The organism is Mesobacillus sp. ABV4_180 (assembly GCF_056158485.1).
The window spans coordinates 1674518-1688506 of record NZ_JBSWTJ010000001.1; the positions used below are offsets into that span (position 1 = coordinate 1674518).

13 protein-coding genes are annotated in these 13989 nt (G+C 42.5%); 11 read left to right on the top strand and 2 right to left on the bottom strand.

What is annotated here, in order from left to right; translation table 11 throughout:
• Nucleotides 1-20 precede the first annotated feature (20 nt).
• The 9 genes from xseA to spo0A all read left to right on the top strand — a co-directional run bounded on the left by xseA (nt 21) and on the right by spo0A (nt 10282).
• Nucleotides 21-1379, top strand: a complete 1359-nt coding sequence (gene xseA, locus ACXAEA_RS08385) for an exodeoxyribonuclease VII large subunit (RefSeq protein WP_475095441.1) — start codon at nt 21-23, stop codon at nt 1377-1379.
• The gene (locus ACXAEA_RS08390; protein ID WP_125479843.1) at nt 1369-1602 is read left to right on the top strand and encodes an exodeoxyribonuclease VII small subunit; all 234 of its coding nucleotides are present in this window, start codon (nt 1369-1371) and stop codon (nt 1600-1602) included. The genes xseA and ACXAEA_RS08390 overlap by 11 nt, the downstream gene beginning before the upstream one ends.
• 2 nt (nt 1603-1604) lie before the next feature.
• Complete coding sequence (locus ACXAEA_RS08395; RefSeq protein ID WP_475095442.1) at nt 1605-2498, top strand: polyprenyl synthetase family protein; 894 nt, start codon at nt 1605-1607, stop codon at nt 2496-2498.
• Nucleotides 2499-2718: 220 nt separating this feature from the next.
• Nucleotides 2719-4611 carry a 1-deoxy-D-xylulose-5-phosphate synthase gene (dxs, locus tag ACXAEA_RS08400; protein WP_475095443.1) on the top strand — a complete coding sequence of 631 codons (1893 nt, stop codon included), beginning with the start codon at nt 2719-2721 and terminating at the stop codon, nt 4609-4611.
• A 3-nt stretch (nt 4612-4614) separates the two neighbouring features.
• Nucleotides 4615-5463: a TlyA family RNA methyltransferase gene (locus ACXAEA_RS08405; protein ID WP_475095444.1), complete on the top strand. Its 849-nt coding sequence runs from the start codon at nt 4615-4617 to the stop codon at nt 5461-5463.
• Nucleotides 5464-5642: 179 nt separating this feature from the next.
• Nucleotides 5643-6092, top strand: a complete 450-nt coding sequence (gene ahrC / locus ACXAEA_RS08410) for a transcriptional regulator AhrC/ArgR (RefSeq protein ID WP_475095445.1) — start codon at nt 5643-5645, stop codon at nt 6090-6092.
• A gap of 15 nt (nt 6093-6107) precedes the next feature.
• Complete coding sequence (gene recN, locus ACXAEA_RS08415; protein ID WP_475095446.1) at nt 6108-7799, top strand: DNA repair protein RecN; 1692 nt, start codon at nt 6108-6110, stop codon at nt 7797-7799.
• Between the two features lie 121 nt (nt 7800-7920).
• Nucleotides 7921-9213 (top strand): SpoIVB peptidase, encoded by a 1293-nt coding sequence (gene spoIVB / locus ACXAEA_RS08420; protein WP_475095447.1) that lies wholly within the window; start codon nt 7921-7923, stop codon nt 9211-9213.
• Between the two features lie 271 nt (nt 9214-9484).
• The gene (spo0A, locus tag ACXAEA_RS08425) at nt 9485-10282 is read left to right on the top strand and encodes a sporulation transcription factor Spo0A (protein WP_475095448.1); all 798 of its coding nucleotides are present in this window, start codon (nt 9485-9487) and stop codon (nt 10280-10282) included.
• Between the two features lie 203 nt (nt 10283-10485).
• Here spo0A and ACXAEA_RS08430 read toward each other — a convergent pair whose 3' ends face one another.
• Nucleotides 10486-10632 (bottom strand): YycC family protein, encoded by a 147-nt coding sequence (locus ACXAEA_RS08430; RefSeq protein ID WP_475095449.1) that lies wholly within the window; start codon nt 10630-10632, stop codon nt 10486-10488.
• A 39-nt stretch (nt 10633-10671) separates the two neighbouring features.
• On the opposite strand from ACXAEA_RS08430, the gene ACXAEA_RS08435 reads away from it, so the two are divergent.
• Nucleotides 10672-11406 (top strand): glycerophosphodiester phosphodiesterase, encoded by a 735-nt coding sequence (locus ACXAEA_RS08435; RefSeq protein ID WP_475095450.1) that lies wholly within the window; start codon nt 10672-10674, stop codon nt 11404-11406.
• A 2-nt stretch (nt 11407-11408) separates the two neighbouring features.
• On the opposite strand, the gene ACXAEA_RS08440 is transcribed toward ACXAEA_RS08435, so the two are convergent.
• A complete protein-coding gene (locus ACXAEA_RS08440; RefSeq protein ID WP_475098084.1) occupies nt 11409-11672 on the bottom strand; it encodes a DUF2627 domain-containing protein in 264 nt (87 codons plus the stop codon).
• 202 nt (nt 11673-11874) lie between these two features.
• Here ACXAEA_RS08440 and ACXAEA_RS08445 point away from each other — a divergent pair, with 202 nt between their 5' ends.
• Nucleotides 11875-13935: a sigma-54 interaction domain-containing protein gene (locus ACXAEA_RS08445; protein WP_475095451.1), complete on the top strand. Its 2061-nt coding sequence runs from the start codon at nt 11875-11877 to the stop codon at nt 13933-13935.
• Nucleotides 13936-13989: the final 54 nt, after the last annotated feature.

The window sequence follows — 13989 nt, forward strand, 5'->3', positions numbered from 1 at the left end:
TCCACCAAAGGAGTTTACGTATGGATAATCAGCGTTATCTTACTGTCAACGCGTTAACCAAATACATAAAACGAAAGTTCGATGCTGACCCTCATCTTCAGGGAGTTTACATAAAGGGTGAGATTTCAAACTTCAAAAGGCATTCGAGCGGCCACATGTACTTTACGCTCAAGGATGAAAAAGCAAGGATACTGGCAGTCATGTTCTCCGGCGCTGCACGTTCCATGAAGTTCAAGCCTGAAAATGGCATGAAAGTGCTTGTAAGAGGCGATATCTCTGTTTATGAAGGCACCGGCCAGTATCAGGTATACATAAAAGAAATGAAGACCGATGGTGTGGGCGATTTATTTGTTGCCTATGAGCAGTTGAAGAAGAAGCTTGAGCAGGAGGGGCTTTTTTCACCAAAGTACAAGAAACCGATCCCAAAATATCCTAAAGCAGTTGGCATCGTCACATCGCCTACCGGAGCTGCCATCCGTGATATTTTAACGACAATTAAAAGAAGGTATCCAATTACGAAGGTGCTGATTTTTCCTGCCCTTGTCCAGGGTGAGCAGGGTGGTCCATCCATCGTGAAGGCCATCCAAAAGGCGAATGAAAGAGCAGATGTCGACGTGCTGATCATTGGCCGGGGTGGAGGATCCATCGAAGAGCTATGGAATTTCAATGAAGAAACGGTCGCCAGGGCGATTTTTGCGTCAAAAATACCTATCATATCTGCTGTAGGCCACGAAACAGATTTCACGATTGCTGATTTTGTTGCAGATATGCGGGCTCCTACCCCAACAGGTGCAGCCGAACTTGCAGTCCCTCATATCCAGGAACTGCTTGAGCGGGTCATGAACAGGGAAACAAGGCTGTTAAGGGCTATGAGGGAGAAAGTTTACTTTCAGCAGGAAAAATATCAGCGCCTGATCAAGTCCTATGCATTCCGATACCCAAGAAAGCTATACGAACAGAAGCTTGAACAAGTAGACAGGCTGACTGAATCATTGACAAAAGGAGCAGAGAAGCTTTATTCCTCCAAGGGTGATAAGCTCATTCAGCTGAAAAGAAGGCTTGAGCGCAGCCATCCTGAAGAGCTGAAAAAAATCTCTGCAGACAGGCACCATCGAGCAGTCAGGGCCTTGAACCGGGCCATGACGGCTGTTGTCTCTGAAAAGAGGAAAGAATTCAACGGCATCCTCTCGACTTTAGAAGCACTAAGCCCTCTGAAAATCATGGATCGCGGGTACAGCCTGGCATATACAGAGGATGGAAAACTAATCAAGAAAGTCGCTCAGGTCAAACCGGAGCGGAAAATACATGTAAAGCTTTCAGATGGAAGCATCAAATGTGTCGTAACCGATATTGAGGAGAGTGCAAACGATGGCAGATGATAAAAAACTGAGCTTTGAACAGGCCATGGAACAATTGGAGAGCATTGTTGAGAAACTTGAAGAAGGAGATGTGCCTTTAGAAGAGGCGATCTCATTTTATAAAGAAGGAATGGAATTATCCAAACTTTGCCATGATAAGCTTAAGAACGTGGAAGAACAGCTGGCCCAGATCATTACTGAAGATGGACGGACTGAAGGTTTCTCCATAAATGAGGAGGAATAGTTTTGCATCCTGTTTCACTGAGTGATTTTACAAAGCAATACAAAACTGCAGTTGAGAATCGGCTGAAGAAAGCTGTAGAGGGCCTTGAGACACCGGAGAATTTAGCGAATGCCATGCTCTATTCGCTTGAGGCAGGGGGGAAAAGGATTCGCCCGCTCTTAGTATTTGCCATCATAGATGCATTCGGCAAAGATCCTAGTAATGGTCTGGATGCTGCTGCAGCCATTGAAATGGTTCATACATACTCGTTGATTCACGATGATCTTCCGAGTATGGATGATGATGATTTAAGAAGAGGAAAGCCGACAAACCATAAAGTTTTCGGAGAAGCAACAGCAATCCTTGCCGGAGACGCCCTTCTGACATTAAGCTTTAATTTGCTGGCGAATATGTCCGAAGAAGCTGCGTCTGCACAGGTGAAGCTTTCATTGATCAAAGGTTTATCTAATGCTGCCGGAGCCCCAGGTATGGTTGGGGGCCAGGTTGCAGATATGGAAGGCGAAAGCAGACTGCTTACACTCGAACAGTTGGAATATATCCACATCAATAAAACAGGAAAGCTTCTGGAGTACAGTATTATTGCTGGTGCTGAAATTGCAGGGGCAACACCGGACCAAAAGGAAGTACTGTCACGTTTTGCTTACCATATCGGCCTTGCTTTCCAAATCAGGGACGATATTCTCGATCTCGAGGGAACAGAAGAAACGATTGGTAAACCTGTAGGAAGCGATACGGAAAACGAAAAAAGTACCTATCCTTCCCTCCTTGGCCTGGATGGTGCCAAGGAAGCCCTTGACCATCATCTGCGCAGTGCCAAAGACGCTCTCGCTTCAACTGGCCTTCAAGTCGGGATCCTTTCACAGATCACCGATTTAATCGGATTACGCAATCACTAGGGCCAGGACTCCGTTGAGAATCGCGCAATTGTGTGCTATAATTGGCTGTTAGCACGGTAGTGTTGACAGCTTTTCTTATACATAATCGGTAATTTTAAAGCGGATTTCAAGGTATAGCTTGAAAACGGTTCTTTAATTAATATATGTTATTACTAACAACTTTTTTGGAATTATTTAAATACGGATTAAAAAGTCAGAAAATGAAAGTGAGTGGTCCGAAATGGATCTTTTATCAATAAAAGACCCTTCCTTCTTGAAAAACCTTTCGAATAAGGAATTGGAAGAGTTAAGCAGGGAGATTCGGCAGTTTTTAATCGAGAAATTATCTGTTACCGGTGGACATATAGGCCCTAACCTTGGAGTGGTGGAATTAACGATTGCCCTTCATAAGTGCTTTGACAGCCCAAAAGATAAATTTCTCTGGGATGTCGGACATCAGTCATATGTACATAAAATCCTGACAGGAAGGGCTTGTCAATTTGATACGCTCCGCCAATATAAAGGATTGTGCGGCTTTCCGAAAATGGTTGAAAGCGAGCATGATGTCTGGGAAACGGGTCATAGTTCGACGTCATTGTCAGCAGCTATGGGCATGGCCATTGCACGGGATTTGAAAAGGGAGAACTCCCATATCGTTCCGATCATCGGTGATGGTGCTTTGACTGGAGGAATGGCGCTTGAAGCCCTGAACCATATCGGTCATGAAAAAAAGAAGCTGATCGTCATTTTGAATGATAATGAAATGTCGATTGCACCAAATGTAGGTGCCTTGCATAATGTCCTGGGCCGCCTGAGGACTGCGGGTAAATACCATATGGTTAAAGATGAACTTGAATACTTGCTGAAGAAAGTACCTGCGATTGGCGGGCAACTTGCTGCTACAGCTGAAAGAATCAAAGATAGCCTAAAATATCTGTTTGTTTCCGGCATCTTCTTCGAAGAATTGGGTTTTACCTATTTAGGGCCAGTTGATGGGCATAACTACGAAGATTTATTTGAAAATCTCGCATATGCAAAAAAACAGGACGGACCCGTACTGCTCCATGTAATCACAAAAAAAGGAAAAGGCTATAACCCGGCTGAAAATGATAAAATCGGGACATGGCACGGAACCGGACCATACAAAATGGAGACAGGCGATTTTGTTAAGCCTGAATTTGCACCTCCTGCATGGAGCAAGCTCGTCAGTGAGACTGTCAGGAAAATCGCCAGGACAGACGACCGCATTGTTGCTGTAACACCAGCGATGCCTGTGGGTTCAAAACTTGAGGGCTTTGCAAGTGAATTCCCGGACAGAATGATTGACGTTGGTATTGCTGAGCAACATGCAGCAACATTTGCAGCAGGACTGGCAACGCAAAAAATGAAACCATTTTTGGCGATATATTCGACCTTCCTTCAGCGCGCATATGACCAGGTAGTCCATGATATTTGCCGCCAGAACCTGAATGTATTCATAGGCATTGACCGTGCAGGACTTGTCGGAGCAGATGGGGAGACTCATCAGGGTGTATTTGATATAGCTTTTTTGAGGCATTTGCCTAATATGGTTTTGATGATGCCAAAGGATGAAAATGAAGGCCAGCACATGGTCTACACTGCTGTCAAATACGATAATGGTCCGATTGCGATGCGTTATCCACGCGGAAATGGGCTTGGAGTGCCGATGGACGAAGATTTGAAAGAAATACCAATTGGCACTTGGGAAGTATTGCGTGAAGGCGAAGACGCTGCAATCCTGACATTCGGCACAACCATTCCAATGGCCTTAGAGGCTGCGGAAATTCTTGCAAAACAGGGAATTTCGGTAAAAGTCATCAATTCTCGATTTATCAAACCATTGGATGAAGAGATGCTGGTCGGCATTTTGAAGGATGATAAGCCAATCCTAACAATCGAAGAAGCGGTATTGCAGGGCGGATTCGGAAGTTTCGTTCTCGAAACTTCTCATGACCTGGGCTTTCAACATGCACAAATTGACCGAATGGGAATCCCGGATCAATTTATAGAACATGGCAGTGTCAACAAATTGCTTAAGGAAATCGGAATGACAACAGAAGATGTCGTCCTGCGAATACAAACGCTGGCACGACAGAAACAAAAAAGGGCGTAACAGATGAAAATCAAAAAAGAACGATTAGATATACTGCTTGTTGAACGCGGTCTTGCTGAAACAAGGGAAAAAGCAAAAAGGACCATCATGGCAGGTCTCGTCTACTCAAACGAAAACCGGCTGGACAAACCGGGTGAAAAGGTCAACAGCGATATTCCCCTGACTGTGAAAGGGAATGTGCTTCCTTATGTAAGTCGCGGGGGCCTTAAGCTTGAGAAGGCACTCCAGGTATTTGACCTTGATGTAAATGGGAAAACCCTGCTTGACATCGGAGCTTCCACAGGAGGATTCACTGATTGTGCTTTGCAAAATGGGGCTGAAATGTCTTACGCATTGGATGTGGGATACAATCAGCTTGCCTGGAAGCTGCGGCAGGATGAGCGGGTCGTTGTGATGGAAAGAACCAATTTCCGATATGTGAAGCCAGAGGATCTGGTTAAAGGGATGCCGAATTTTGCGAGCATAGATGTCAGCTTTATTTCGCTTCGCCTGATCCTTCCGGTGTTAAAAACACTGCTTATTCCCGAAAGCGATATCGTTGCGCTTGTTAAACCACAGTTTGAAGCCGGACGTGAACAAGTAGGAAAAAAAGGCATCGTCCGGGACAGAAAAGTTCATGAACAAGTCTTGGAAAGAATCATTACTTTTTCGATTGATGAGGGATATGACGTCATGGATCTCTCATTCTCTCCTATAACAGGCGGGGATGGCAATATCGAATTCCTTCTACATCTTCAATGGAACGACCCAAAAGATGGGAAGGGTAAGCTGCAATTAAAGAACCAAGCGGAGACGATCGTGACTGAAGCTCATAACGAGCTGAAAACAAAACAAACAAGTGAAGAAGAATAGGCTGCGATCGCAGCCTGTTCTTTTTTGTGATTTTTTCAGGAAAAGGTAAATAATTATTCACATCTTTGCCAATTTCTCAAAGAAGTTTTGGTGAAAAACCACGAATGATTGTACATTCTGTTGAAATCGGCTAACATATTAGTATATAAATGTTTCGGATCTATCCAGGGGTGATATGAATGAATAAAGGACAGAGACACATAAAAATTCGCGAGTTAATCGCGAGTAAGGATATTGAGACTCAAGATGAGCTTGTGGACCGCTTGAAGGCAGCTGGCTTTAACGTTACACAGGCTACTGTGTCCCGTGATATAAAGGAGCTTCATTTGGTAAAAGTGCCGTTGATCGATGGAAGATATAAATACAGCCTTCCGGCGGATCAGCGCTTCAACCCTTTACAAAAATTAAAAAGATCTTTAATGGACGCATTTGTCAGAATTGATCAGGCAGGACATCTCCTCGTGATGAAAACTCTTCCGGGGAATGCAAATGCGATTGGTGCACTGATTGATAATCTTGATTGGGAAGATATCCTCGGCACGATTTGCGGGGACGATACAATCTTGATTATTTGCCGTACTCCGGAGGATACCGAGCTGGTCACAAATCGTTTTCTTGAAATGTTGTAAATGAGGTGACGTTGCTTGTTAAATGAATTATCGATACAAAACTTCGCGATTATAGAGTCGTTGTCCATATCCTTTAATAAAGGACTTACGGTTCTCACTGGTGAAACGGGCGCTGGGAAATCCATTATCATTGATGCGATTCACCTGCTCGTTGGCAGCAGAGGTTCCGCTGAATTTGTTCGTCATGGTACGGACAAGGCTGAAATTGAGGGATTATTTTTCATAGAGGGCCAAAACCATCCTTGTTATGCCAAAGCGGCTGAATTTGGCATCGAGATCGAAGATGGCATGATTGTATTAAGAAGGGATATCTCCGCGAGCGGAAAAAGCGTTTGTCGTATCAATGGCAAGCTTGTTACAATCTCAGTCCTGCGGGAAGTAGGTTCCACACTCATTGATATCCATGGCCAGCATGAGCATCAGGAACTGATGGATGAGACTATGCATGTTAATTTGCTGGACCAGTTTGGTGCTGAAGAAATTCTTCCTGCCCTGGTTGAATACCAGGAAGTTTACCGTTCATTTGAACAAACACAGAAAAAACTTAAAAGCCTGAGTGAAAATGAACAACAGATGGCTCACAGGCTTGATTTGATTCAGTTCCAGCATGACGAAATCAGTTCAGCCAACCTTAGAATCAACGAAGATGAGGAACTATCGGAAGAAAAGCGCAAGCTGGGCAATTTCGAACGGATATATGAAAGCATCCAGACGAGTTATTCTGCTCTGCAAGGTGAACAAAAAGGCCTGGATTGGATTAGTCTTGTAATGGACAATCTCCAGAATGCTGCTGAATTGGATCCAGAATACAAAAATGTAGCTGAAACAGTTGCGAACAGCTTTTACATGTTAGAAGATGCAGCAAGGACAATCAGGAATGAACTTGATTCCCTTGAATACGATCCTCAGCGTTTGAATGAAATCGAGGACAGGCTGAATGAAATCAACCAGCTGAAGCGGAAATACGGAAAAAAGATTGAAGAGATTCTTGAATATTCTTCAAAAATAGAAGAAGAAATTGAGACGCTCCAAAACAAGGAAGTCCATATTGGCCAGATGGAAAAGGAATTGGCATCGCTTAAAAAGGATCTCCGCATTGAAGCGGATCATTTGACCCAAACGCGCAGGAAATGGGCGAAAAGGTTAACGAAATTGATTCATAAAGAACTAAAAGAGCTTTATATGGAAAAGGCTGTATTTGAGCTTCGGATCGTGTCCAATCCGGATATTTTCCATAAAAATGGCTCAGACGATGTTGAATTTTATATTTCTACAAACCCTGGGGAACCGTTGAAGCCTTTGTCAAAAATCGCTTCAGGCGGTGAGCTTTCCCGGATAATGCTGGCGCTGAAAAGTATTTTCTCCGAGCACCAGGGCGTTACTTCGATTATTTTCGATGAAGTCGATACGGGAGTCAGCGGCCGCGTAGCACAGTCCATAGCTGAAAAAATTTATAATGTGTCGACTGGATCACAGGTTTTGTGCATATCACACTTGCCTCAGGTAGCTGCAATGGCAGACACACATCTTTATATTGCTAAAATAATTAAGAATGGCCGTACGAAAACATCTGTCACCCCACTTTCATCGTCTGAAAAAGTAAAGGAAATCGGCAGGATGATATCTGGAGTCGAAATTACAGACCTGACAAAACAGCATGCAGAAGAATTGTTGCAGCTTGCACAGAATATGAAAGCGGCAACTTGAAAAGCTATCCATAAAGGGTAGCTTTTTTATTTTTATACTGGTTATAAATGCGCCGAGTCGAGGCAAAATTAAAGATGTAGCCATTATCGATGTGTGTGTGGACTAGAAGCGAGGAGAGTGAATGGATTTGAAAAAAGATTTTCTCAGAAAATTTATTGGTGGAATTCTCCTTGTTTCATTAATTGCTTTAGGATTTGCAAAACCCGTACATGAATATTTTTCTATTCCAGGAGATATAACATTATTTGAGGGGCAATCGATCGATTTTACCGCTAATGCGGTACATGTCACAGCTCCCGTTGATAATTCGAACATCCAGGTAGACCAGAATGGTGAAACCGTGTCATTAGAGGCGAAAAGACATGGCAAAGATGAAATGGTCCTTGAGCTGGCCGGGTTCCCGGTCAAAAAAGTTGATGTAAATGTTCTTAAGGATTTCAGGGTTAGGCCTGGAGGCCAATCCATTGGAGTTAAACTTAATACGGTCGGTGTCCTTGTGGTCGGACATCACCAGGTACAGGCGGAAGAAGGAAGGGTATCGCCGGGTGAACTGGCAGGGATTAAAAAAGGCGATATCATCACAGAAATAAATGGCAAACAAATAGAAAAAATGGCGGACGTAGGTCCATTTGTAAAAAAAGCAGGAGAAGAAGGAAAACCATTGGATTTAGTGCTTAAAAGGGAAAATGAAAAAATTAATGCGCATCTCCAGCCAAAGAAAGACGTAAACGAAAACACTTATAAACTCGGCTTGTATATCCGCGATTCTGCAGCCGGGATTGGTACGATGACCTTTTATCATCCACAGTCGAAGAAATATGGTGCACTTGGTCATGTTATATCGGACATGGATACGAAAAAGCCGATTGTCGTCGAGGATGGGCAAATCGTCAGATCGACAGTCACATCGATTGAAAAGGGAGACAAAGGTAATCCTGGCGAAAAGCTGGCTCGTTTCTCATCCGATCGCGAGGTTATAGGCAATATCCATAGAAACAGTCCCTTTGGTATTTTTGGGGAATTGAACAAGGATATTACGAATGGGGTTTTTGATAAAGCGCTTCCGATTGCCTTGTCCCATCAGGTAAAAGAAGGACCGGCTAAAATCCTGACGGTTGTGAATAATGATGAAGTGAATCTTTTTGATATAGAAATTGTCAGCACCATCCCGCAAAAGTTTCCAGCAACGAAAGGAATGGTTATAAAAGTAACTGATCCTGAGTTATTGGAAAAAACGGGAGGGATTGTCCAGGGGATGAGCGGAAGCCCAATTATCCAGGACAATAAGCTTGTGGGAGCTGTAACACACGTTTTCGTCAACGATCCTACAAGCGGATATGGTGTCCATATTGAATGGATGCTTAATGAAGCAGGTATAGACATTTATGAAAAACCTAGAGAACAGGCAAGTTAAATATCGGATATACGGCGGCTGCTGCCGCCTTTTTTCGTTTCAAAAAGACATACTCAAAGATTATTCGACAAATTCTCTATTGCTTTTTTGTCAACTATCGAAATAAGTCGAAAAACAAAGGAAAATGAAGCATTTATTAGAAAATAATGCTTTTTTAAGAAAAAATTAAAAATAAGAGGAATTTCTGTTGCATTGTCGAATTAGTCATTTAGAATAGAATTTAGAGAAGATAAAATTTGTGATCATAATTGGATTGAGGAGGAACCAAGCAGTGAACAAAATAAAAGTATGTGTTGTTGACGACAACAGAGAATTAGTAGGTCTTCTTGAAGAATATATTTCTTCCCAGGATGATATGGAAATTATCGGTGTTGCCCATAATGGCCAGGAATGTTTGGATATGCTTGAAGATATAGATCCAGATGTCATGTTATTGGATATTATCATGCCGCATTTAGATGGTCTTGCAGTGCTTGAAAGGCTGCGTGAAATGAAAAAAGGCATCATTCCGAATGTCATTATGCTGACAGCATTCGGCCAGGAGGATGTAACGAAAAAAGCAGTGGACCTTGGTGCTTCCTACTTTATCTTAAAACCATTTGATATGGACCAATTAGCAGGTCATATCCGCCAGGTGAGCGGCAAAGCAAAAACCGTCGCCAGAAAGCCATCTTCATCGATTAATTATGGCAGGTCCAATATGGATCAGAAGCCTAAAAATCTCGATGCAAGCATCACAAGCATTATCCACGAAATTGGTGTCCCTGCGCATATAAAGGGGTATATGTACCTTCGTGAAGCGATTTCCATGGTTTACAATGATATTGAACTTCTTGGCTCGATCACAAAAGTCCTCTATCCAGATATCGCAAAGAAATTCAATACAACAGCAAGTCGTGTAGAGCGTGCAATCCGCCATGCGATTGAGGTGGCATGGAGCAGAGGGAATATCGATTCGATTTCCTCATTGTTCGGCTATACTGTCTCAATGTCCAAAGCAAAGCCGACGAATTCAGAATTCATTGCTATGGTAGCGGACAAGCTGCGCCTGGAGCACAAAGCTTCTTGAAAGAGTTAGGACTTAAATAAGCAATTTTTCATACCTTATATTAAACATCCATCTTCATTTCGGTATTCCGACTAAAGATGGATGTTTTTATGTTTCGAAAAAGTGGTATTCCATTCAAAGGCATATTATCATGGGATTTGACAGACTTTATATTGCAACAGGTTTTTGAAGATAAAAAAAACGCCATAATGGCGTTCGGGAAATTATTTTTCCTGTTCTCTTTCTTTTTCGAACTCGACTAATTTTTGCATAAGGATATGCTGGGGCATGTGCATGATTTGTTCAATCGGCACCCCAAGTTTCTCGGAAAGCTTGATGGCAGTTTCTGCGGAAATGTTTAATGGTCTCAAGTGATTCCCTCCAAATTATTATGATAGGTGTGATCCTTTGTGTCTCTTATTTTAGCACATCGAGGTTATTCGGCTGAATATCCTGAAAATACTATGCTTGCTTTCACGAAGGCGGCGAATGCTGGAGCAGATGGCCTTGAACTGGATGTACAAATGACAAAAGATGGAGAGCTTGTTGTCATCCATGATGAAAAGGTAGACAGGACGACTGATGGTACGGGATTGGTCAAAGATTTCAATCTAAATGAGCTGCGAAAACTGGATGCCCGCTTTAAACATACTTCATTGCCAGGAAAAGAGCCGATTCCAACGCTTAATGAGGTCCTTGACTGGCTGTCACAGACCGATCTTATTTGCAATATTGAATTGAAAAATAGTATTGTTCCTTATAAAGGCATGGAGGAAAAAGTGATAGCTATGGTGAGGGATTATCATTTATCGGAGAGAATCATCATTTCCTCCTTCAATCATTATAGTATCGTCCACAGCTATATGATTGCCCCTGAGATAGAAATTGCGCCATTATTATCGGATGGTTTATTTATGCCATGGATTTACGCACAATCAATCAGGGCAAAGGGTTTTCATCCTCATTGGCGCGCTTCACCTGATGAAATTGTCAAGGCATCGCTCGAAAGCGGGATAGAAGTACGGCCATATACGGTTAATAAAGATGCTGAACTGGAACGATTATTCAAGGTAAATTGCAGTGCAGTAATCACGGATGACCCTATAAAAGCTAAAAGTATTCAAAAAAGAACAAAACAGGCCTGATATTAAGGCCTGTTTTGCTTTTTACTGCTTTCCGGTATACGAAAAATCGCCTGAACTTTATTTCTTTTGCGATCTCGATGCAAAATGAAGCCTGCAATGAAGCCAAGGCCTGCAAGGAAAAATATAAGGCCAGCCAGGAATTGAAGCCATAAGTATGGAAATGGTGACTGTAAAATTCCGAACACCATATCACGCATTAATTTAACCCCAAAAGCTGCAATCACGCCCGGTATCAACATAATAACTAAAGCTATTATCCTAATCATGAAGTTCCCCTCGTAATTTGTCTTGATAAAAAAAGTATACTTAACCTCAGGTAATTCCGCAATCAGTCCCTTTTCATGAAAAAAAGTTCGAAAAATAAGAAATTTGTCAGCGCCTTCAAAAACTATTACAATGTTAGTGAAGAATTTTGCAGAGCAATTTTTAACGGCCATGAAATATTTTTCCAGATATATGGAGGATATTATGCAAAAAATAATGATTGTTGGAGCAGGCAAGGGTGGAACGGCAATACTTGATATCTTCAAGCAGACTGCAAAGATAGCAGCAGTGGTGGATGTCAACATGACGGCTCCTGGGATAATTGCAGCTGAAAAAGCAGGAATACAGACTGGGTCTGACTGGCGTGACTTTATGTCTGAAGATCTTGATATAATCATTGAAGTTACGGGAGAAGAGACTGTATTCAGGGAATTAAGGGATGCCAGGGGGAAAAACACAGTGCTGATACCAGGCAGTGTCGCGTTTTTGTTGGCAACACTCTTGGAGGAAAAAGAAGGGTTGATCACAACCCTGAGAAAAATTACATATGAACATGATTTAATCTTTAATTCAAGTGGCGATGGCATGGTTGTCATCAACACAGAAGGAACAATCACCCTGTTTAACAAAAGTGCTGAAAAAATCATCGGAACTCCGAGGGTTAAGGCTGAAGGAAGGCATGTTTTAGACATCATCCCTTCAAGCCAGCTGATAAGGGTGCTGAATACCAGAAAGATAGAAACGAACCAGGAACTTTTGCTTCCGAATGGTTCCAAAATCATCACGACAAGAATTCCGATGATAGATGAAAATGACCAACTGATCGGTGCCTTTTCCGTTTTCAAAGATATTACAGAAGTTGTAAATTTGGCGGAAGAGATAACGAATTTAAAAGAAATCCAAACGATGCTTCAGGCGATCATCAATTCCAGTGATGAAGCCATATCTGTAGTAGATGAGGATGGCCGGGGGATATTGATCAATCCTGCTTATACGAGGATTACCGGACTGCAGGAAGAGCAGGTGATCGGGCAGCCTGCAACAGCAGATATATCCGAAGGTGAAAGCATGCATATGAAGGTCCTTAAGACAAGAAGGCCAGTCAGAGGAACCGCTATGAGGGTGGGACCGAACAAAAAGGAAGTTGTCGTGAATGTTGCACCAATCATTGTTGATGGGAAATTAAAGGGGAGTGTCGGGGTCATTCATGATATGTCCGAGATCCAAAACCTGAATCGTGAATTGACGCGTGCAAGGCAGATCATCAGGACACTCGAAGCGAAATATTCTTTTGAGGATATTATTGGACAATCAGAAGAAATGATGATTCCGATTGAACAGGCAAAACTTGGAGCAAAAACACCTGCTACAGTCTTGTTGCGCGGTGAATCCGGGACAGGGAAAGAATTATTTGCCCATGCAATCCATAACGCAAGTGACCGAAAGTTCAACAAGTTCATCCGTGTCAACTGTGCAGCAATATCAGAGTCCCTGCTGGAAAGTGAGCTTTTCGGTTATGAAGAAGGGGCGTTTTCAGGAGCCAAAAGAGGTGGTAAACGAGGTTTTTTTGAAGAGGCAAACAACGGGAGTATCTTTCTTGATGAAATAGGCGAATTGCCTGCAAACACACAAGCAAAACTATTGCGGGTTCTTCAGGAAAGGGAAATTGTCCGGGTTGGTGGGACCAAACCTATGCCAATCAATGTAAGGGTCATTGCTGCCACCAATATGAATCTTGAAAAAGCGATTGCCAACGGCAGTTTTAGAGAAGACTTGTATTATCGTCTGAACAGGATGCCGATCCATATTCCTCCGCTTAAGAGACGAAAGGAAGATATTCCGCTCTTGTGCGAAAGACTGATCCGGAAAATCAACCAGGATTATGGCCGCAATGTTGAGGGGATTTCAGGAAAAGCGATAAAAAAGCTGATCGATTATGATTGGCCTGGCAACGTCAGGGAATTGGAAAACGTCCTTGGAAGGGCGATCATTTTCTTGAATTATAATGAGACAATCATTGATATCGAGCATCTTCCTGAATTGCAAACCAGCCAGCAAAAAGAAAAAGAAGAACATATTGGCCTGACTGCCGGAACAGAAACGCTGACCGTGATGCTGGAAAAATATGAAGCAAATGTAATCAAGGATACTTTAAAAAGTGTGAATGGCAATAAAACTGCTGCTGCTAAAATACTGGGAGTATCAGTTAGGAATTTGTATTATAAACTCGAAAAATACGATATTGAAATGAATAGCATGCAATAAATTTCATACCATGCAATTTATTGCATTATATTTTTCGGGAAAAATAAAGCGTTT